Genomic DNA, 20,582 nt, shown 5'->3' on the forward strand with positions numbered 1-20,582 from the left:
GCAGGAAGGAAGGCGTGGATGGTCGGGACAAGCCCGACCATGACGGTAAGGGGGTTGTCCCGGAAAGCCGCCAGCCTCACAGATAGGGTGACCAGAGCCAGAGCATCCGGTCGAGCAGCCGCAGGGGGAAGGGCCGTGAGCGCAGCCCCTTCAGCGTGACCGGCCGTGCCCTGGCGATCGCGGCATCGATGCGTTGCTCGATACCAATAGCGAAGCCTTCGTCGAGCACTTCAAGGTCGATCTCGAAGTTCAGCCGCAGCGAGCGTGCGTCGAGGTTGGACGAGCCGACATAGGCCCAGGCGCCGTCGATCGCGAGCAGCTTGGAGTGATCGAAGGAGCCGGTGGCGCGCCAGACCTTGCAGCCATCCTTCAGTACCTGGTCGAACTGCGCCCGCATGGCGCGGTCGACCAGGACGAGGTTGTTGACGTCGGGCACGACGATGTCGATGGCGACCCCGCGCCGTGCCGCGGTGACCAGCGCGCTGATCAATTCCCGGTCCGGCAGGAAATAGGGCGACATGATCCGGATCGAGGTCCGCGCCACCGAGAAGGCGCCGATCAGCAGCTTGTGGTTGGTCTCCAGGCTGGCGTCGGGGCCGGATGCGACAGCACGCATCAGCACCGTCGGACCTTGCCGAGCCGCCTCCGGCGTGACCGCCCAGATATCGCCGGTGAGCTCCTCCCCCGACGCGAAACGCCAATCCTCGGCCGCGACGCCGAACAGATCCTCGACGACCGGCCCCTCGACGCGGAAATGCGTATCGTGCGCGGCGGCCTCGCCGGCGAACTCGGAGGTGAAACCCTGGCGGATGTTCATGCCGCCGGCGAAGGCGATCCGCCCGTCGACGACCAGCAGCTTGCGGTGCGTGCGCAGGTTCGCATAGGGCAGCCTGAGGCCGACGATGATGTTGCCGTTGAAGACCTCGGTCGGCACGCCGCTCTTCTGCAGATGGCCGACGATGCTCGGCACCGAATAGCGCGCGCCGACGGCATCGATCAGCACACGCACGTCGACGCCGCGGCGGACGGCCGCGATCAGCGTATCGGCGATGCGCAGGCCGAGCGGATCGCGATCGAAGATATAGCTCTCCAGGATGATCGAGCGCTCAGCTGCCGCAATCGCCGCGATCATCGCGGCATAGGCCTCATCGCCGGTCCGCAGTACCGCGATGGCATTACCGGTCTTGAGATGGCGACGCGTCGCCTTGTCGCCCAGGGTCTTCAGCGCGGCGAAGCGTCGGCCGATATCGCCGGCGATCTCGGCATCCGAGACCTCGAATGTCTGTGCGAGCGGAGCGCTGCCAAGCTTCGGCTTGCGCTGCGAGACGATCGAGGCGCGGCGGATGCGGTTGATGCCGCCCACCGCATAGATCAGAGGTCCGATGATCGGCGAGAGAACGATGACGCCGACCCAGCCGATGGCAGCGCGCACCTCGTCCTTGGTCATCGCTGCGTGGCTGGCCGCGATGACCGTCAGCACCAGCGAGACGAAGCCGAGGATATGCGGCCAATAGGCGGAGAGAATCTCCCACATGACCGCGACTATCGCATGGGCCGCGAAACCGGCAACGCGGCCAGGCGCCTAAGGACGCGGCCCGGTTTTCATGGAGCCGGCCCTTGCAATGACAGGATCATCTTCCCATATCGGGTTCACGGCGATGTCGAGGGCGTTCCACCGCCCTCCGTTCCGTTGAAGACGGCCATGAACCCGAAGCCAGCGACGCCGGATGTACGCGCGCCCTTCCGGACATGGCCGTTGGCGTTTCTAGGCTTCTCAAGCGCGTCATGCTCGGGCCTGACCCGAGCATCTCAGGCCGGATGCGGCTCCGTTTAGCGTCTTCCCGTCACGAGATTCTCGAGTCTGCGCTTCGCTCCGCCCGAGAATGACGGACGACCCTTTTATCCCTGCAGGAACGGATTGGTCTGGCGCTCCTCGCCGAGCGTGCTCGCGGGACCATGGCCGGGCAGGAACTGGACGTCGTCGCCGAGCGGCAGCAGCTTGCCCTTGATGCCGCCGATCAGGTCCTTGTGGTTGCCATAGGGGAAATCGGTGCGCCCGACCGAGCCGGCGAAGATCGTGTCGCCGGCGAGCAGAAAGCGCAGATCGTTCTGGAAGAGCGTGACATGGCCGGGCGTATGCCCCGGCACGTGCTGGACGGAGAAACTGACGTCGCCGACCGAGACGCTATCGCCCTCGGCGAGCCAGCGCGTCGGCGTCACCGCCTGCACACCGCGCATCTCGAACATCAGCCCCTGCTGCGGCAGCGCGTCGAGCAGGAACTTGTCGGCCTCATGCGGGCCGATGATCGGCAGGTTCAGCACGCCCGCGAGCTCGGTCGCGCCGCCGGCATGGTCGATATGGCCGTGGGTCAGCCAGATCGCGACCGGCGTGACGCCGAGCTCCTTCAGCGCGCTGCGGATGCGCTCGACATCGCCGCCGGGATCGACGACCGCCGCTTCCTTGGTGCGCGTGCACCAGACGATCGAGCTGTTCTGCTGGAAAGGCGTCACCGGCACGACGGCAATGCCGAGCGGAGAGGTCGTATCGCTAGTCATCCATCATCCCGTGGCTGCTCACATCAGAAACCCGGCGGTGCCATATCGCAGAGCGGCGATGTGACTGCCATACCTCAAATGCCGCCTTGCCCAAACCCATTCGCCACGCTGCGTTCGAGGATGAGGGGATTGCAGCATTCACATCCATGAGGTGAAAGGGGATGCATGATGAGGGAACGGATCGGTCCCTCATCCGGGCAATTTAGCAAAAGCAGCTAAGTTTCCGGCGCGTCGATAGGGCAAGCTATTCTTATGGCAAGCGATCGAACAGAACGGGATTACCGCGCCCGCGTGGCTCGCGCGGTCGCGGCCATCATTGCCGATCCGATGGCCGATCTGCATCTCGATGATCTGGCACGCCTCGCACATTTCTCACCCTTCCATTTTCACCGCGTCTACGCCGGCGTGGTGGGCGAGACCGTGGCCGCCACGCTCCGTCGCGTCCGGTTGGCTCTCGCGACACGCCTTCTGACCGGTTCCGATGAAAGCATCACGCAAGTCGCACTGACTGTCGGTTATGACAGCCCGCAAGCCTTCACCCGCGCCTTTCACCAGTTCACCGGGCAGTCGCCGCGCGCATTCCGGCAGCAGATGAGGCGCGCGATCCTCACTGCCGACGGGGCAGTTGACAACGACGGCGACGATGCAGCCACGCCGACTGTCGAGATCGTCGAACGACCGGCGCAGCGGTTACATGCGCTGCGGCATACGGGATCGTTCGCGACCATTCCTCATACGCATCGGCAGCTGCGTCTGCGCGCCGGCACGCGCGCCATCTCGGAGAAATGGGGCGCCTCCTTCGGCAATCCCCAATACGCCGACCGCTTCAGATACTATGCCGCCGTCGCCTCGCCCGATCCTTGGCCAGAGGGTTCCGAAGTCGAAACGCTCGAGATCCCCGGCGGCCGCTATGCCGTGCAGCGGCTGTTGGGTCCGTACACCCGTATCAACGCCGCCGCGCAGGCTCTCTACACAAGATGGATGCCGGGCAGCGGCTACGAGCCGGATGATAGGCCGACGCTGGAGCACTATCTCGATACGTCGTCGCGCGGCATAGCGCCCGCCGCCCTGCGCACCGACCTGCTCATCCCCATCCGCAGCGCGAGCCCGTCATGAACCTCCGTCGTCTGTTCTCCTGCATCGCCATTAGCCTTGCGGCCTCGCTGGCGCAGGCGGCCGGGTTCAAGTCCGTCGAAATTCCCGCTGAAGGAGCACTCCAGCCGCTCAAGGGAGCGGTCTGGTATCCATGCACCCAGCCAAAAAGCGACATACGGCTCGGGCCTTTTGCCATGTCCGTCAGCATGAACTGCCCGCTCGCTAGCGAGAAGCGCCCGCTCATCGTGGTCTCGCACGGCAGGACCGGGAGCTTCCTCGGACACCGGGACACGGCCGCGGTTCTGGCCGATGCCGGCTTCATCGTCGTCGCGATCAATCATCCCGGCGACACCAGCCTGGACCAGAGCCGGACGCGCGAGTTCTCGGTCTTCGTCGAGCGGCCGGCCGACATCAAGCGTGCGATCGATTACATGCTCGGCTCATGGCCCGATGCGGCCAAGATCGATGCCGGGCGCGTCGGGTTCTTCGGCTTCTCGCGGGGCGGCTATACAGGGCTCGTCGCCGTCGGCGCCAATCCACAGTTCGGCAAGCGCCTCAGGCTCTGTGAAGACAAGAGCGACCCGCTCTGCGAGCAGGTCCGCCTGGGAAAGCTTCCGGAGCTCAGCCATGATCCGCGCATCAAGGCTGCGGTCATCGTCGATCCGCTCAGCGTCTTCTTTACGGAGGAAAGCTTCAAGAATGTGAGGGTGCCGGTTCAGCTCTGGGGTTCCGAGCGCGGTGGCGACGGCGTGACCCCGGCCAGCGTCGCTGGCATAGCCGGCCAGCTGCCGACGAAGCCCGATTTTCACGTCGTGCCCGGCTCGCAGCACTTCTCCTTCCTGCCGCCCTGCCCGGCCGAGCTGGCTCAATCAGCCGCCGAGCTCTGCAGCGATCAGTCCGGTTTCGACCGGGCCGCCTTCCATGCCGACTTCAACGCCAGCGTGCTCGCCTTCTTCAAGGCGCAGCTGGGCCAGCCGCCAGAGATCAGATAGTCAGCGGCGCCCGCAGCGATTGGCGAGCAGCACGCGGTAGTCGGCGAGCGACTGATCCATCTGGCCGACATTCTCCTCGCGCTCGCGGCCGGTCTGGCAGGTGGCGAAGACGGAGCGCGCCTTCTGCAGGAAGCCGACATGGTCGCGCCAGGCGGCGCATTGCGTCGCCTGATCGGCAGTGGCGACCTGCTGCATGCGATATTGCCGCTGGCGCATCGCCGCCTCGTTCTGGAACAGGTCGCGCGTGCAGGTCGCCGGAACGGGACGCGGCTGTGCCAGTGCGAGAGTCGGAACCAGAGTCAGCAGGACGGCGACGGCAGCGCGAGCGATCATCCGAGATTCAGCTCCTTGAAGAAGTCGTTGCCCTTGTCGTCGATGACGATGAAGGCGGGGAAATCCTCGACCTCGATGCGCCAGACCGCTTCCATGCCGAGCTCGGGATATTCGAGCACCTCGACCTTGCGGATGCAGTCCTGGGCGAGGCGCGCCGCCGGGCCGCCGATCGAGCCGAGATAGAAGCCGCCATGGGTCTTGCAGGCTTCGCGGACCTGGGCCGAGCGGTTGCCCTTGGCGAGCATCACCATCGAGCCGCCGAAGGACTGGAACTGGTCGACGAAGGAATCCATCCGGCCGGCCGTGGTCGGTCCGAAGGAGCCCGAGGCGAAACCCTCCGGCGTCTTGGCCGGGCCGGCATAGTAGACCGGGTGGTTCTTCAGATAGTCCGGCATGCCCTGGCCGTTCTCCAGCCGCTCGCGGATCTTGGCATGGGCCGAGTCGCGCGCGACGATGATCGTCCCGGTCAGCGAGAGCCGGGTCTTCACCGGGTATTGCGTCAATGTGGCGAGAATTTCGCTCATCGGCCGGTTCAGATCGACCTTGACGACGTCGCCGCCGAGCTTGGCCTCGTCGATCTCGGGCAGATACTTCGACGGATCGGTCTCGAGTGCCTCGAGGAAGATGCCGTCCTTGGTGATCTTGCCCTTGGCTTGCCGGTCGGCCGAGCAGGAGACGCCGAGCCCGATCGGCAGCGAGGCGCCATGGCGCGGCAGGCGGATGACACGCACGTCATGGCAGAAATACTTGCCGCCGAACTGGGCGCCGACGCCGAGCGCCTGCGTCAGCTTGTGGACCTCCTCCTCCATCTCGAGATCGCGGAAGGCGTGACCACTGGCTGAGCCTTGAGTCGGCAGCGCGTCGAGATATTTGGTCGAGGCGAGCTTGACCGTCTTCAGGTTCTGTTCGGCCGAGGTGCCGCCGATGACGATGGCGAGGTGGTAGGGCGGGCAGGCGGCGGTGCCGAGCGTCAGGATCTTCTCCTTCAGGAACGCCATCATCCGGTCCTTCGTCAGCAGCGAAGGCGTCGCCTGGAAGAGGAAGGTCTTGTTGGCCGAGCCGCCGCCCTTGGCGACGAAGAGAAATTTGTAGGCATCCTCACCCTCGGCATAGATGTCGATCTGGGCCGGCAGGTTGGTCGCGGTGTTCTTCTCCTCGAACATGGAGAGGGCTGCGACCTGCGAATAGCGCAGATTGCGCTTGAGATAGGCGTCATAGACGCCTTCGCCGAGCGCCGCCTCGTCCTCCCCGTCCGTCCAGACCTTGCGGCCCTTCTTGCCCATGATGATCGCGGTACCGGTATCCTGGCACATCGGCAGCACGCCGCCGGCGGCGATGCCTGCGTTCTTGAGCAGGTCGTAGGCGACGAAACGGTCGTTCGAGGTCGCCTCGGGGTCATCGAGAATTTTTGCGAGCTGGGCGAGATGTCCCGGGCGCAGCAGGTGGTTGATGTCGATGAAAGCCTGCTCGGAGAGCCGCTTGATCGCCTCGCGAGAGACGCTCAGGACCTCGCGCCCGCCAACCGTCTCGACCGTGACGCCGTCGCTGCCGAGCGAGCGGTACGGCGTCTTGTCCTCGCCGAGGGGGAAGAGATCGACATGGGTATAGGCCATCGGCGGCGCTCCGGCGGTTTGCTGGCGCCGTGTGCGGCGCCTCAAAACTTCGGCCGCGTCATAGCCGCTCGGGGCGAGGCCTCCAAGCCTAGACTGTCATCATTCAAAGGAAGGGCCGCTTCGGGCAGCCCGTCTTCAGGCCGCCTTGGCGGCGGTCTCCGCCAGAATGGCGTAGATCGCGGCCGGGTCATGCGCGTGGCGCACCTGTTCCAGCACCGCCTGGTTGCGCAGCACGCGCGCGACGCGGGCCAGCGCCTTGAGATGGTCGGCCCCCGCCCCTTCCGGGGCGATCAGCACGAAGACGATATCGACCGGCTGACCGTCGAGCGCCTCGAAATCGATCGCCTTCTCGGCGCGGGCGAACAGGCCGACGAGCCGATCGATGCCGGCCATGCGGCCGTGCGGAATCGCGATGCCGTCGCCGATGCCGGTCGAGCCGAGGCGCTCGCGCTGGAGCAGGGCCTCGAACAGCTCGCGTTCGGGTAGGCCGGTCAGCAGGGCAGCGTGCTGCGCCAGTTCCTGCAGAGCCTGTTTCTTGCTGTTGGCGCGCAACGGCGAGATCACCGCATCGGGCCTGAGAAGATCGGTCAGCGTCATAGGCCAATCCATGCATGTCCCGTGCCGGAACGCGGGCGCCACCGGCATCCCGGCCGGCACCCGAATTCCATCAGCGGCGGGACTTCAAGAAAGAGAAGCCGGCGGATCGATCCAGCCGATATTGCCGTCGCGGCGGCGGTATACGACGTTCATGCGGCCATTGCCAGCATGGCGGAAGATAACCACAGGCGCACCGGTCAGATCGAGCTCGGCGACCGCGTCGCTAACCGTCATCTGATGCAGGGATTTGGTCGATTCCGCCACGATCACCGGGTTCTCGCCGGCGTGATCAGCCTCGTGCTCCTCGATATCCTCATCGGGGGCGGCGATCACATAGCTGGGGATTTCCAGAGCTGGCTCGCGCCCGTTGGCAGCCGCAGCGCGATCTTTCAGTCTTCGCTTATAGCGACGCAGCCGCTTCTCGATGCGCTCGGCCATCTTGTCGAGGCTGGCATAAGGGTCGTGCGCGGTGGCCGACGCCTCGAGCGTGATACCGGAGGAGAGATGCAGGACGCCATCGGTCTTGAAGGCGGTGCCGTCCTTGCCGACGGTGACGTGGCCCTGGTAGCCGCCCTCGTAGTACTTGCCCAACGCCGCGGCGACCCTAGCCTCGGCCTGGCCACGCAGGGCCTCGCCGACATCGAGATTCTTGCCGGAGATTCGCAAGCTCATGGAGTGCTTCCCCTTCTTGTCGCCATGGTCAGTAGCCGACCATCCTGAGGAGGTAAGAACGGGCCCCCGAGGTTGTCAATGCATCGGCGGGGTGAGCTGCATAGGCGACATGACGGAGGATGGGCTCCTTGCGGCAGTCAGCGCGGTGCAGCGCCGCCCGGACCGGGCAGCGGCAAACGTCGGGGTGCTCAGCGTCCGGCGAGCGCCATTGCCGCCTTTTCGCGGCGGCGCTCCATCGAAGAGGGAATGCGCAGCGATTCCCGATACTTCGCCACGGTGCGACGGGCGATTTCGATGCCGCTTCCCTTCAGCTTGACGACGATGGCGTCATCGGAGAGCACATCACCCGGCGCCTCTTCGTCGATCATCTGCTTGATGCGGTGGCGCACGGCCTCGGCCGAATGTGCCTCGCCATAGCCGGTTGCAGCGATCGCGGCGGAAAAGAAGTACTTCATCTCGAAGACGCCGCGCGAGCAGGCGAGATATTTGTTCGAGGTGACGCGCGAGACGGTCGATTCATGCATGCCGATCGCATCGGCGACCGTCTTCAGGTTGAGCGGACGCAAATGCTCGACGCCATGAGCGAAGAAGCCGTCCTGCTGGCGCACGATTTCGCTGGCGACCTTGAGGATGGTGCGGGCGCGCTGCTCGAGCGAGCGGGTCAGCCAGTTCGCCGTCTGCAGGCATTCGGCGATGAAGGCTTTGTCCGCATCGCTGCGTGCCACCTTCGAGACACGGGCGTGATAGGTCTGGTTGACCAGTACGCGCGGCAGCGTGTCGGGATTGAGATCGACCAACCAGGAGCCGTCCGGCGCAGCGCGGATGAAGACGTCCGGCACCACCGTCTCCGCCGCCGAGCCGCCGAACGCGCGCCCGGGCTTGGGATCCAGCCGCCTGATCTCGGCGACCATGTCGGCGATATCCTCGTCGTCGACGCCGCAAACCCGCTTGAGGGCAGCGTAGTCGCGCCTGGCGAGGAGCGGCAGGTTGGCGAGCAGGGCCTGCATCGCCGGATCGTAGCGGTTGCGATCGCGCAGCTGGATCGCCAGGCACTCGCTGACGTCGCGGGCGGCGACACCGCTGGGGTCGAAGCCCTGGACGACGGCGAGCACCGCCTCGACCCTGGCGAGATCGACGCCGAGGCGCTCGGCGATATCGGGCAACGGCTCCGTCAGATAACCGGAATCGTCGACGCCATCGATGATGTGGCTGCCGATCAGCCGCTCCGCCGGCGCGGTGATGGCGAGGTCGAGCTGGGCGCGGAGATGATCGTGCAGCGAGAGCTCACTGGTCAGGCCGTTTTCGAAGCCGTCCGGCCCCTCTTCGAATGAACCGCCGGAGCCGCCGTAGGCCCCGCCAATGATCGGCAGGCTGTCGGCCCCTTGCGTTTCGAGCCGTGCCGCTTGCGGCTGCTCATTCTGGAAGACGTTGTCGAGTCCGGTGCCGAGCCTGCCCTCCATGCCCTCCTGGGTATTGAGGCTTTCGGCGCGGGCGTAGGTCTCTGCGTCGGCTGTGTGCGGGCTTTCCCCCGCACCATTCAGTGAACCCGGCTCCGGAGCCTCGTCAGTGCGCTCGAGCAGCGGATTGCGCTCGAGCTCGCCCTCGACGAAGCTCTGCAATTCGAGATGGGAGAGCTGGAGCAGCTTGATCGCCTGCAGCAATTGCGGCGTCATCACTAGGGACTGGCCCTGTCGCAGCTCCATGCGTGGCATCATCGCCATCGCGATCCCGACTCCTCAGCCTGCGGCAATTCGGCACGGTTCTTGCCTGTCAGTCAGACTAGCCGGAGGCCGCGGCGGCGTCAAAGCCCTTCGGGGGCTTTTGCCTCGGGAAGTTAATGCGCTGCAACATAAGCAGGCGAAGCGCCCGCCGATTCGGCTCAGAGCCGGAAGTCCTCGCCGAGATAGACGCGGCGGACATCGGCATTGGCGATGATTTCGGCCGGCGAGCCTTCGGTCAGCACTCGGCCGGAATGGATGATGTAGGCGCGGTCGACCAGGCCGAGTGTCTCGCGGACATTGTGGTCGGTGATCAGCACGCCGATGCCGCGATCGGTCAATTGCCGCACCAGCTCCTGGATGTCGCCGACCGCGATCGGGTCGATGCCGGCGAAGGGTTCGTCGAGCAGGATGAAGGAGGGCCGGCCGGCAAGCGCGCGGGCGATCTCGCAGCGCCGCCGTTCGCCGCCCGAGAGCGCGATCGACGGCGCCTTGCGCAGGCGGGCGATGTTGAACTCGTCGAGCAGCTTGTCGAGCTCGCGCTCGCGCTTCTTGCGGTTCGGCTCGACGACCTCCAGCACCGCCCGGATGTTGTCCTCGACCGAGAGGCCGCGAAAGATCGAGGCCTCCTGCGGCAGGTAGCCGATGCCGAGCCGGGCGCGCTGATACATCGGCAGGGTGGTGATGTCGTTCCCTTCGAGCGAGATCACGCCCATATCGGCGCTGACCAGGCCGGTGATCATGTAGAAGATCGTGGTCTTGCCGGCGCCGTTCGGCCCGAGCAGGCCGACCGCCTCGCCATTGCGGACATAGAGCGAGGCCTCGCTCACGACATTTCGGGCGCCATAGGTCTTGCGCAGGCCGCTGACGGCCAGGATGCCGCTGCCGCCGACAGCGCTCGCGATGGGACCAGGCTGCACGTCCTCTTCGGGTGCCTGCTTGTCCTTGCCCTTGCCGAAGAGCCCGCCGAGCCTGGCGAACAGGCCAGAGCGCGCCGCCGGCGCCTTGGCCGGCCGCGTCAGGCCGGGCTGCGCCTGCTGGCCAGCCGCGGGAGGGGGAGAAAGAGACACCGTCACAGGAAAAAGCGCGAGCTGCTAGAGCAGGATGCGAAAAAGTGGGAACCGGTTTTTCGCATCGATCCTGCTCTAACTCTTCGATGAGAGACGGATTCAGATTTCAGTTGGCATCGCCTTGCGATTCCAACTGAAATCATCCGGCTCTCGCGTTCGACATGGGTCCGCTCTGGTATGCGAGGCGCGCCCAACTGGCAACGCCTTCCTGCGGCCGCCCCAGCCGCCAGGGAAAATCAGTTGGTCGGCGTGGCGGCTGGCTTGGCCCCCGCCTTGTTGTCCTTGCCGGCCTCTCCCGAGTTCGGCACGAAGAAGCCCTGGACGCGCCCCTTCGAGGTGACGTTGGCGACGCCGGTCTGGGTGTCGTAGACGAGCTGGTCGCCGCGCGTGATGTTCGGGCCGTCGTTCAACGCGACATTGCCGGTCATGATCACCTTGTTGTTGGCGCGGTCGAAGACGGCGTTGTCCGAGGTCGCGGCCTGCGTCTTCGAGACGACGGTCACCGGTCCGGTGCATTCGATGCGCTTGATCGCACCGTCATTGCCCTGGCCCTGTGCGGCAGGCTGGGCGGGCTTCGGCGTGCCGCCCTGGCCACGCCCTTCATAGAACACCGTCATCACCGAGCAGCGCACGGTGGTCTCGCCCTGCACGGCGACGACATTGCCGGAGAAGACCGCCTTGTTGTCCTTGTCGAGCACATCGAGCTTGTTCGCATCGATCTTGATCGGCTCCTTGCTGTCGCCGCCCATGCCGCCGAAGGGCGAGCCCGGCGCGCCGCCGCGCGGCTTGGCCGGCTTGGCAGGCGTGGCGCTCGCCGCGGCGGGCGCGGCAACAGGCGCCGAACCGGAGCGCGCGGGCTGTTGCTGGGCCAGCGCGCCGGCGGACAGGGCCGGCGCGATCAGGACAGCGAGAGCAAGAACGAAGGGTTTCATCGGTGACCTGTGGTTGACCTGCATGGCTCGGTACGATGATCTCACGGCTTCGCAGCGGAACGAAGGGCTTCGAGGTTGGGCGTGCTGCCCTCGCGTTCGGGACCAGCCAGGCTGCGCGCCGGCGCGTTCTCGATCAGGACATGCACACGCCCCTCGAAGGTAATCAGCGCACCATTGTCCTTCACGTCGAGCGTGTCGGCATCGATCGTGGTCGTGCCGAGATTGACCTTGACCGGCTCGCGCGAATTAACGGTTCCGCCCTTGAAGTCGACATCGGCCGTGCGCATGCGGACGTCATAGCCCGACTCGGTGCGGATCTTCACATCGTCGACCAGTTTCAGCTTCTCCTTCTGCTGGTCGAAAAGGCCGCTCTGGGCATTGATGTTGATCCAGCCCTCGTCCTTCATCAGCACGCGGGCCGTCATCTTGACCAACTCGATCTGCGTCGGATTGCGGACGTCCTGGAGGGCCGAATCGGCCGTGACCTCATAGGGGCTGTTGTCCTTGCGATAGCCGGCGAGCTTCGGCGCCTCCATCACGACCTTGCCGCCCGACAGGCTGATCCCGCCTAGGGAGACATTGCCGATTTGACGCAGCGGGTTGAGGAAGGGGACGATGATAAGGCCGACCACCGCGACGACGGCGCCGACCGGGATCAGCCGCCGCAGCACGCGCACGAGCGCAGAATGCCGGCGCGCCGCCCGGAAGGCACTCTGCCGGATCTGCGCCCGGATCGCCGCCGGGCTCCGCGTCTCAGGGGTCGTGATCGCCAAGGTCATGCCCGCCAATTGCCAGCCGCCAGCGGCTTTTTCATGTCGAACCGGCGCGTCCCAACAGGGCGCGCAACCGGTTCGGCAGCCGCTCGGCGAATAGCCTAGCTCAAATAGCTCAACTTTACGTATGTGCGAAGACGTCGACCTCTGGCCAGCCGGCGAGATCGAGCTCGGCGCGGGTCGGCAGGAAATCGAAGCAGGCCTTGGCGAGATGCGCGCGCCCCTCGCGCTCCAGCATCACGTCGAGCTTCGTCTTCAGCGCATGCAGATGCAGGACGTCGGCGGCTGCGTAGCCGAGCTGCGCTTCAGTCAACGTATCGGCGCCCCAATCCGATGATTGCTGCTGCTTCGACAAGTCGACGCCGAGCAGCTCCCGCACCAGGTCCTTCAGACCGTGCCGGTCGGTGTAGGTGCGTACCAGCTTGGAGGCGATCTTGGTGCAGTAGACAGGTGACGTGACGACCCCGAACGCCTTCTCCAGCGCGGCGATGTCGAAACGGGCGAAGTGGAAAAGCTTCAGCACGCCGGGGTCGGCGAGGACGCGGCAGAGATTGACCGGCGTCGGCCCGTCCTTGGGAATCTGCACGACATCGGCTGTGCCATCGCCGCACGAAAGCTGCACCACGCAGAGCCGGTCGCGCTGCGGATTGAGCCCCAGGGTCTCGGTGTCGATCGCCAGGATCGGCCCCGGCTGGAACCCATCAGGCAGATCGTCGCGATGCAGACGAATGGTCATGCCAGAAACCTCACTCGGCAGCGCGGCGCGCCGCTCAGTCAGCTTGCCGTCCACCACTCAAGCCGAACAGCTTCCTCAAAAACTCGGCGGACGCTCCGCAGCTAGCGGCCCACCCGGCCGCATTCAAGCATTTTCTCTGGCAATACAACCGGTTCGCCGGCATTAACCTTTTATTCACCATATGCTTCATTCGAACGTGCGGGCATGCAAGGATGCGCAATCGGAGCCTGACGCATGTCCGCAATCCGCCTCTTCACCGATCTCGACGGCCGTATCGGCCTGCGCCAGTTCTGGCTCGGCAGCATCGCGCTCGCGTTCTGCCTCCTCGCAATCCAGTGGGGCGCACCGCGCCTGACCGACAGGCACAGCGCGGCGATGATCATCGCCTTCGCCAACACCTTCGCCCTGTTTCCCTGGTCAGCACTGGCCGCAAAACGCGCCACAGACCGAGGCGGCTCGTCGCTCTTCGGCATATTGCTGGTTTGCGCCATCGTCCTGCCGCGGGAGTTCCAGCCCCTGCTTGGCTATGCCTGGGCGCCTTCGCTGGTCGCGATCTCGACGATGGCCTGGCTGGTCGCGCTGGTCGATCTCGGCCTGATGCCGGGCGTCGATCCCGATGCGGCGCTTGCGGAGCAAGAAGGGGCTGCTAAACGGGCTCGATGAGCCCGAACCCGCCCGCCCTCCTCGACTTCGATCCCGCCGACCCGATCGCCCTCACCCAGGCTTTGGTCCGCTGCCCCTCGGTGACACCAACCGAGGGCGGCGCGCTTTCTCTGCTCGCTGCCGTGCTGAGCGCCGAGGGTTTCAGGGTGGAGCGGCCCGTTTTCTCCGAGCCCGGCATGCCGGATATCGAGAACCTCTATGCCCGCATCGGTAGCGAGGGGCCGGTCCTCGTCATCGCCGGCCATACCGATGTCGTGCCGCCGGGCGACCTTGCTGCCTGGACGCGCGATCCGTTCGCTGCCGAGATCGTCGATGGTGTGCTCTACGGCCGCGGCGCCTGCGACATGAAGGGCGGGCTCGCGGCGATGGTTGCTGCCGCGATCCGCTATCGCCGCGAGAACCCGGATGCGCCAGGCTCGATCGCCTTCCTCGTCACCGGCGACGAGGAGGGCCCGGCCGTCAACGGCACGATCAAACTGCTGGCCTGGGCCGATGCGCGCGGCGAGCGCTTCGACCATTGCCTCCTCGGCGAGCCGACCAATCCCGCTGCGATGAGCGACATGATCAAGATCGGCCGGCGCGGCTCGCTGACCGGCAAGCTCACCGTCCAGGGCGTGCAGGGCCATGTCGGCTATCCGCATCTGGCCCAGAATCCGATCCGCGGCATGGTCAGGCTGCTGGCGGCACTGGACGCGACACCGCTCGACGCCGGCACCGAGCATTTCGACCCGAGCAATCTCGAGGTGACGACGCTCGATGTCGGCAATCCGGCGACGAACGTCATCCCGGCGCAGGCCCGGGCCGTTTTCAACATCCGCTTCAACGACCTCTGGACGCCGGAGACGCTCGCTGCCGAGATCGAGCGGCGGCTGCGCGAGGCGGCCGGCAACACCGTACGCTACGAGGTCACCTTTGAGCCAACCAATGCCGTCGCCTTCCTGACCCAGCCCGGACCCTTCGTCGCCATGGTCGCGGATGCAGTCGAAGCTGAAACCGGCAAGCGCCCTGCCCTGTCGACGACCGGCGGCACCTCCGACGCCCGCTTCATCAAGAACTATTGCCCGGTGGTCGAATACGGCGTTGTCGGCCAGACCATGCACCAGATCGACGAGCGGGTCGCCATCGCCGATCTCGTGACGCTGGAGCGGATCACGCATCGTTTACTGACGGATTATTTTGCCGCAGCGCAGCACGCTTGACGGAACCGACCCTGATCCCCACAGTTTAGACGAAAGTCTAATATCGTGACGTCCGGAGGGTTGGGCCATGAGGCTTGCTGCCGACGATGTGACGCGATCGCTCGCCGCCTCCTGGCGCCTGCTGCGGGCCGACGCGAAAGCCCTGCCTGATCTTGACCTCAGCCGCGACGGCTTCTGGCGCTCCTATCTCGCGCTGGTGCTCGTCGTGCCCTCGATGATCCCGGCACTGGCCGCCGAGCGCACGCTCGCCGGCCTCTCGAACAGCGGCGGGCTGTTCGACGCTCCCGGCCTGATCGCGGCGATCGTCACCGCCGAGATCCTGGCGATCCTCGCCGTGCCGGCGCTGCTGGTCGGACTCGTGCCGAACCTCACCCACAATCCGCGCTTCACCGGCTTCATCATCGCCTGGAACTGGGCCGGCATCCTCTCGGCGGCGCTGATGGCAGTGCCCGCAACGGTCTTCGCGCTCGGCTGGTCGAACCCCGGCATCGCCGGCTTCCAGAGCCTCGCCTTCGCAGCGATCGTGCTGCGACTGCGCTATTGCGTCGCGAGGGCTGCTTTCGGGCCTGAGAGCGGCGTTGCAGGCGCGATCGCCTGCGCCAGCCTGGTCGCCGACTATGCGGTCCTGAAGACCTTCGGGCTGGCCGGATTCTGATTCGCAACCGTCATTCCGGGGCATGGCGAAGCGATGAGCCCGGAATCCATGAACACGACGGCGCCGAACCGTTGCGGCGACAGAAGCATCCTTGCCTCGAACAGCGTGGTCATGGGTTCCGGGCTCGCCGCTACGCGGCGCCCCGGAATGACCGCGTGGTTTTCAGTAATCCACGCCAGCGAGATAGAGCCCGCTGGACGGCGCCAGCGCTGCGCATTGCGAGCGGTCGCGCGCCGCCAGCACCTTGCCGACCTTGTTCTCCGGCCAGCGCCCCATGCCGACCATCTTCAGGCAGCCGACCATGGAGCGGACCTGATGGTGCAGGAAAGAACGGGCATGGACATAGGCGACGATCTCGGCCCCCTCGCGCCGGCAGTCGAAGCGGTCGAGCGTCCGCATCGGGCTGTTCGCCTGGCATTCGGCGGCACGGAAGGTGGTGAAGTCGTGATGGCCGATCAGCGCCTTGGCGGCACGGTCCATCGCCTCGTGGTCAAGCCTGACCGGGACATGCCAGACGCGGTTGGCGTCGAGCGCCGGCTGCGCCCGCCGGTCGAGGATGCGGTAAATATAATAGCGGCGCGTCGCCGAGATGCGGGCGTCGAAGGTATCCGGCACGGCCTCGGCGCTCAGCACCGCTACCGGCAGGCGCTTCAGCCTGGCATTGCTGGCGTCGCGCACGACATCGGTGCGCCAGTCCTTGTCGAGATCGACATGGGCGACCTGATGAGTGGCATGGACGCCGGCATCGGTGCGCCCGGCGCAGTGCAGGCGCACGGCATGACCGCAGAAGGCCTCGATCGCCTCCTCGACACTCTGCTGGACCGATGGCCCGTTGAGCTGGCGCTGCCAGCCTGAGAAGGGCGTGCCGTCATATTCGATGACGAGCTTGTAACGCGGCATTGGCTAAAGCTTCGCGCCCGCAGACAGCCGCGCACCGCGCAGGAACTCCTGGGCGCTCATCGGCCCCTTGCCGGCGCGCTGGACCTGGATCAGCTTCACCGCCCCGACGGCGCAGGCGATCGTGCCCTCGTCGTCGAGCAGCGTGCCGGGCTCGGCCGCGCCGCCGGCGCGTGCGGTGCGCAGCAGCTTCAACCGCTCTGGCCCCTTGCCGAGATCGACCTCGACGAAGGCGCCCGGGAAGGGCGAGAGGCCGCGCACGACATCGTGGACCTGCTGGGCCGGTCGGTTCCAGCTCAGCTTGGCCTCGTCATTGCCGATCTTGCTGGCATAGGTGACGCCCTCTTCGGGCTGCGGCGTGAAGCGCAGGCCGCCACGACCGAGGGCCGGCAGCGCCCGGACCATCAGGTCTGCGCCGAGGCCGGCGAGACGGTCGTGCATGTCGCCAGCCGTGGCGTTGCCATCGATCGCCAGTGTCTCGACCATGGCGACAGGGCCGGTATCGAGCCCCTCCTCCATCTTCATCACGCAGACGCCGGTCTCGGCATCGCCGGCCATGATCGCGCGCTGGATCGGCGCGGCGCCGCGCCAGCGAGGCAGCAGCGAGGCGTGGAGATTGAGGCAGCCGAGCTCCGGTACCTCCAGGATCGCCTTGGGCAGGATCAGGCCGTAGGCGACGACGACAGCGACATCGGCCTGGTGCGAGGCCATGATCTCGGCGGCCTCGGCGGTCTTCAGCGTCTTCGGCGAGAACACCGGAATGCCGAAGCGCTCGGCCGTGACCTGGACTGGCGAGGGCCGCAGCTCCATGCCGCGCCCAGCCGGCGCCGGGGCGCGGGTGTAGACCGAGACGACCTCATGGCCCTGGCCGATGATCTCGGTCAGGGTGGGCACGGAGAAATCCGGCGTGCCCATGAAGATGACGCGCAAACTCATAGGCCAACTTTATCCCAAACCTGCCCGTCATTCCGGGCGTAGCGAAGCGAAGACCCGGAATCCATCGAAGGGCCCCGGCGTTCTACGATGGATTCCGGAGCGGCGCCGCTGACGCGGCTTGTCCGGAATGACGGCGTGTTTCGCCGGCCTATCCTAAGCCGCGCTGTCCCGTTTCGCCGCCTTGGCGAAGCGCTTGGTGACGCGCTCCCGCTTCAGCCGCGACAGATAATCGATGAAGAGCACGCCGTTGAGATGGTCGATCTCGTGCTGCAGGCAGGTGGCGAGCAGGCCGTCGGCCTCGATCTCCTGCGCCTTGCCGTCGAGATCGCGATAGCTGACCTTGACCCGCGCCGGCCGCTCGACCTCCTCGTAATATTCGGGGATCGAGAGGCAGCCTTCTTCATAGGCGCTGAACTCGTCCGAGTTCCAGGTCACCTCCGGATTGACGAGGACCATCGGCTCGCGCTGCTGCTCCTCACCCTCCTCCGCCTTCTTCGAGACGTCGAGGGTGACGAGGCGGACCGGCTCGCCGATCTGGATCGCGGCGAGGCCAATGCCAGGCGCGTCGTACATCGTCTCCAGCATGTCTTCCGCCAGCTTGCGGATCTCGGGCGTGATGTCGCCGATCGGCGCCGAGACCTTGCGCAGCATCGAATCGGGCAGAATGACGAGGGGGCGGATAGCCATAGGGCGCTCTGGAACGATTGTCGGAAGTTGCGGCGACATAAGCTCTTGTGGGGAAGCGGTCAAACTGTTCCGCTTATGTTCTAGAATTGCCAGACGAATCGTGTAGGCTTCAGGGATGAACCAGATCGCCTTCGTCCTGCTCGAGCGCCCGGTGAGCTGGGCCGAGGCCGCCTTCGGCTTTGCCGGGCTGACCCTTGCCCTGCTCCTGCTGGCGCTGCTCTCGTCCTGGCGCGGCTCGCGCCGGCGCGAGATGGAAGCGGCGATGGCGGCCGAGCGCGCCCGCGAGATGGACGACAAGGTCGCCGAGATGAACCGGCTGCAAGCCGAGCTCACCGGCCGCATGCAGACCATGGCCGAGATCCTCTCGACCCGGCAGGGCGACCTTGCCCGCGTCATGGCCGACCGGATGGACGGGTTGCGCCAGCAGGTCGGTGCCGGCCTTGAGCAAAATGTCCGCCAGACCAGCGAGAGCCTCGGCAAATTGCAGGAGCGGCTCGCCGTCATCGACAGCGCCCAGAAGAACCTGACCGAGCTCACCGGCGAGGTGGTGACGCTGAAGGACGTGCTTTCCAACAAGCAGGCGCGCGGCGCCTATGGCCAGGGCCGGATGGAGGCGATCATCCGCGACGGTCTCCCAGCGGCATTCTTCGCGTTCCAGCCGACGCTTTCGAGCGGCAAGCGGCCGGACTGCCTCGTCACCCTGCCCGGCGACGGGCGCGGCCTCGTCATCGACGCCAAATTCCCGCTGGAGAGCTTCACCATGCTGCGCGAGGCGCGCGGCGACGAGGCGAAGAAGCAGGCCTCGGCGCGGGTGCGCGGCGATGTCGGCCAGCACGTCAAGGACATCGCCGAGCGCTATTTCCTGCCGGGCGAGACGCAGGACATGGCGCTGCTCTTCGTGCCCTCGGAATCGATCTATGCCGACCTGCACGAGTATTTCGACGACGTGATCCAGAAGGCGCACCGGGCGCGGGTGATGATCGTCTCACCCTCGCTGCTGGCGCTGGCGATCCAGCTGATGCAGTCGCTGGTGCGCGATGCGCGCATGCGCGAGGAGGCGCAGGTGATCCAGTCGGAGGTCGGCAAATTGCTCGACGACGTCCGCCGGCTCGGCGACCGCGTCGACAAGCTCGACAACCATTTCCGCCAGGCGCAGGACGACGTCAGCCAGATCAAGACCTCGGCCGGCAAGGTCACCGGCCGGGCCGAAAGGATCGGCGCGCTCGAATTCGACGATGCTCGCCCCAACGAGCCGGCCCTGCCCTTCGCCAAAGAGGTGAAGCTGAAGGCGGCGGAATAGGCGAAAGGCGGCGGAACCGCGACGCAAACCCTCTCCTGGAAGGAGAGGGCAGGGTGAGGTGTAGGCCGTTGGACCAGTGACGCGAGCGCTGACCGCGCGGTTGGGTTGAGGCTCACGATTTCTCTCCCGAACACCTCACCCCTGCCCCTCTCCTTCCAGGAGAGGGGTTCCCCGCACTTCCCACGCCCAAGCGTCGTCCCCGCCCGCAGGCTCATCCCGCGGGCGTTGTGCATATGAGGGGCAGCGGAGCGCCGCGAGGCGCGATTTGGTATCCGCTTCCGTTGAGCCAGGAAGCGGCGCGGATGGATTGAGCCACCACCCGCACGCCCCGTGGCGCTCCGCCTTCGGCGATTTTAAAGCCCCGGGCCGCGCTTCTGTCGCGCCGGTGTGAACCGGCGCGGTCTAGCGAGCTCCTCGCGCAGGGGCCGTAGTACCCCCAGGTCGGTTCCCGAAGCCTCCCGGGAGCGAGGCGCAACCCTCGCCCGCAGGCGCCGCACCCACCCCGCCAAACGACATGCCTCCGGTCGGCCGCCCCTCGGGGATGGGATGTGGCGGATTATATGGAAGGTCGAGAGGGCGGGGATAAAGTCGCGACTGATCCCCGCGCGTCTGTTGAGTGGCCGATTCCGACCATTGCGGACTCGATAGAGGCCGCCTACCGTGAGTAGTATTATCTTTAGGAGACATACCGGTGCGCTCGATCAGGTTCGCTGCTGCACTGGCTTTGAGTTTGCTCCCTAATCATCTAGCGGCTTGCGAAATTGCAATCAGAGATGCCAAGGCCGCGATTTCAGCGATCGGCTTAGTATTCGAACCTTACAAGGAGAGGTGCCTCTACGAAAACGAAGGCCTCCAATGCCTCGTCAAAGAGCGGTCTCTGGCAACCCATTCGTTTGCGATGCCCGGATATGTGCCTGGATATTTGGCCGTGCTCAGCGCGTCTGCCAGCGAAAAAACAGACAAGGACGTTCTTGCCGGGATTTTCATCAGCCATCTGGTCGATCGTTCCCCGAACAAGGACATCAGGCCGCGCTTGGTTCGGGCATTCGAATTAGGGGAGGAGATTAAAATTTCAGGCGGAGACTGCTCACTTCAGGCCCGCACAAAAGACGGCATGGTGGAAGTTTTCATGGCGGGACCGATGGTCCGCTAGCCACC

General features: G+C 65.9%; 21 protein-coding genes. 7 read left to right on the forward strand and 14 right to left on the reverse strand.

Translation table 11 applies throughout. The features are described 5' to 3' along the window. Positions 1–76: 76 nt before the first annotated feature. Together B6S44_RS07155 and B6S44_RS07160 are read right to left on the reverse strand one after the other, a co-directional pair. On the reverse strand, positions 77–1,534 hold the full coding sequence (locus tag B6S44_RS07155) for a phospholipase D-like domain-containing protein (protein ID WP_129156079.1): 1,458 nt from the start codon (positions 1,532–1,534) through the stop codon (positions 77–79). Positions 1,535–1,899: 365 nt separating this feature from the next. Next, complete coding sequence (locus B6S44_RS07160; protein WP_129156080.1) at positions 1,900–2,556, reverse strand: MBL fold metallo-hydrolase; 657 nt, start codon at positions 2,554–2,556, stop codon at positions 1,900–1,902. 291 nt (positions 2,557–2,847) lie between these two features. On the opposite strand from B6S44_RS07160, the gene B6S44_RS07165 reads away from it, so the two are divergent. After that, positions 2,848–3,672: an AraC family transcriptional regulator gene (locus B6S44_RS07165; RefSeq protein WP_206735093.1), complete on the forward strand. Its 825-nt coding sequence runs from the start codon at positions 2,848–2,850 to the stop codon at positions 3,670–3,672. Then, entirely contained in the window at positions 3,669–4,643 is a 975-nt protein-coding gene (locus B6S44_RS07170) for an alpha/beta hydrolase family protein (RefSeq protein ID WP_129156082.1), read from the forward strand. Before B6S44_RS07165 ends, B6S44_RS07170 begins: the two co-directional genes overlap by 4 nt. Here B6S44_RS07170 and B6S44_RS07175 read toward each other — a convergent pair whose 3' ends face one another. From B6S44_RS07175 to B6S44_RS07215, 9 genes are all read right to left on the reverse strand, one after another. Continuing rightward, positions 4,644–4,976, reverse strand: a complete 333-nt coding sequence (locus tag B6S44_RS07175; RefSeq protein ID WP_129156083.1) for a hypothetical protein — start codon at positions 4,974–4,976, stop codon at positions 4,644–4,646. Then, the gene (locus B6S44_RS07180) at positions 4,973–6,589 is read right to left on the reverse strand and encodes a fumarate hydratase (RefSeq protein WP_129156084.1); all 1,617 of its coding nucleotides are present in this window, start codon (positions 6,587–6,589) and stop codon (positions 4,973–4,975) included. Before B6S44_RS07180 ends, B6S44_RS07175 begins: the two co-directional genes overlap by 4 nt. Before the next feature lie 135 nt (positions 6,590–6,724). Then, positions 6,725–7,186 carry a PTS IIA-like nitrogen regulatory protein PtsN gene (gene ptsN / locus B6S44_RS07185; protein WP_126113772.1) on the reverse strand — a complete coding sequence of 154 codons (462 nt, stop codon included), beginning with the start codon at positions 7,184–7,186 and terminating at the stop codon, positions 6,725–6,727. An 84-nt stretch (positions 7,187–7,270) separates the two neighbouring features. Further along, positions 7,271–7,858, reverse strand: coding sequence for a ribosome hibernation-promoting factor, HPF/YfiA family (gene hpf / locus B6S44_RS07190; protein WP_129156085.1), 588 nt, complete (start codon positions 7,856–7,858; stop codon positions 7,271–7,273). 188 nt (positions 7,859–8,046) lie between these two features. Further along, positions 8,047–9,579, reverse strand: coding sequence for an RNA polymerase factor sigma-54 (gene rpoN, locus B6S44_RS07195; protein ID WP_129156086.1), 1,533 nt, complete (start codon positions 9,577–9,579; stop codon positions 8,047–8,049). A gap of 158 nt (positions 9,580–9,737) precedes the next feature. Continuing rightward, positions 9,738–10,598 carry an LPS export ABC transporter ATP-binding protein gene (lptB, locus tag B6S44_RS07200; RefSeq protein ID WP_129156591.1) on the reverse strand — a complete coding sequence of 287 codons (861 nt, stop codon included), beginning with the start codon at positions 10,596–10,598 and terminating at the stop codon, positions 9,738–9,740. A 284-nt stretch (positions 10,599–10,882) separates the two neighbouring features. Beyond that, positions 10,883–11,578, reverse strand: a complete 696-nt coding sequence (locus B6S44_RS07205; RefSeq protein WP_248309486.1) for an LptA/OstA family protein — start codon at positions 11,576–11,578, stop codon at positions 10,883–10,885. A gap of 41 nt (positions 11,579–11,619) precedes the next feature. Next, positions 11,620–12,357 (reverse strand): LPS export ABC transporter periplasmic protein LptC, encoded by a 738-nt coding sequence (gene lptC / locus B6S44_RS07210; protein ID WP_129156087.1) that lies wholly within the window; start codon positions 12,355–12,357, stop codon positions 11,620–11,622. A gap of 115 nt (positions 12,358–12,472) precedes the next feature. Then, the gene (locus B6S44_RS07215) at positions 12,473–13,087 is read right to left on the reverse strand and encodes a ribonuclease D (protein ID WP_129156088.1); all 615 of its coding nucleotides are present in this window, start codon (positions 13,085–13,087) and stop codon (positions 12,473–12,475) included. A 234-nt stretch (positions 13,088–13,321) separates the two neighbouring features. Between B6S44_RS07215 and B6S44_RS07220 the strand changes: the two genes are divergently transcribed. The 3 genes from B6S44_RS07220 (at position 13,322) to B6S44_RS07230 (ending at position 15,604) form a co-directional block, all read left to right on the forward strand. Beyond that, on the forward strand, positions 13,322–13,750 hold the full coding sequence (locus tag B6S44_RS07220) for a DUF805 domain-containing protein (RefSeq protein WP_129156089.1): 429 nt from the start codon (positions 13,322–13,324) through the stop codon (positions 13,748–13,750). Beyond that, positions 13,747–14,949 (forward strand): succinyl-diaminopimelate desuccinylase, encoded by a 1,203-nt coding sequence (dapE, locus tag B6S44_RS07225; protein WP_129156090.1) that lies wholly within the window; start codon positions 13,747–13,749, stop codon positions 14,947–14,949. Before B6S44_RS07220 ends, dapE begins: the two co-directional genes overlap by 4 nt. Before the next feature lie 67 nt (positions 14,950–15,016). After that, positions 15,017–15,604, forward strand: coding sequence for a hypothetical protein (locus tag B6S44_RS07230; protein ID WP_129156091.1), 588 nt, complete (start codon positions 15,017–15,019; stop codon positions 15,602–15,604). 162 nt (positions 15,605–15,766) lie between these two features. Here B6S44_RS07230 and truA read toward each other — a convergent pair whose 3' ends face one another. The 3 genes from truA to def form a co-directional block, all read right to left on the reverse strand. After that, positions 15,767–16,504: a tRNA pseudouridine(38-40) synthase TruA gene (gene truA / locus B6S44_RS07235; RefSeq protein ID WP_129156092.1), complete on the reverse strand. Its 738-nt coding sequence runs from the start codon at positions 16,502–16,504 to the stop codon at positions 15,767–15,769. Positions 16,505–16,507: 3 nt separating this feature from the next. After that, a complete protein-coding gene (gene fmt / locus B6S44_RS07240) occupies positions 16,508–17,437 on the reverse strand; it encodes a methionyl-tRNA formyltransferase (RefSeq protein WP_129156093.1) in 930 nt (309 codons plus the stop codon). A 153-nt stretch (positions 17,438–17,590) separates the two neighbouring features. After that, positions 17,591–18,124 (reverse strand): peptide deformylase, encoded by a 534-nt coding sequence (def, locus tag B6S44_RS07245; protein WP_129156094.1) that lies wholly within the window; start codon positions 18,122–18,124, stop codon positions 17,591–17,593. 115 nt (positions 18,125–18,239) lie between these two features. Between def and B6S44_RS07250 the strand changes: the two genes are divergently transcribed. Beyond that, positions 18,240–19,424: a DNA recombination protein RmuC gene (locus tag B6S44_RS07250; RefSeq protein WP_129156095.1), complete on the forward strand. Its 1,185-nt coding sequence runs from the start codon at positions 18,240–18,242 to the stop codon at positions 19,422–19,424. Between the two features lie 691 nt (positions 19,425–20,115). After that, complete coding sequence (locus tag B6S44_RS07255) at positions 20,116–20,577, forward strand: hypothetical protein (protein WP_129156096.1); 462 nt, start codon at positions 20,116–20,118, stop codon at positions 20,575–20,577. The last annotated feature ends 5 nt before the right edge of the window (positions 20,578–20,582 follow it).

The sequence above is a fragment of the Allobosea sp. Tri-44 genome (assembly GCF_004123845.1).
GTDB lineage: Bacteria > Pseudomonadota > Alphaproteobacteria > Rhizobiales > Beijerinckiaceae > Allobosea.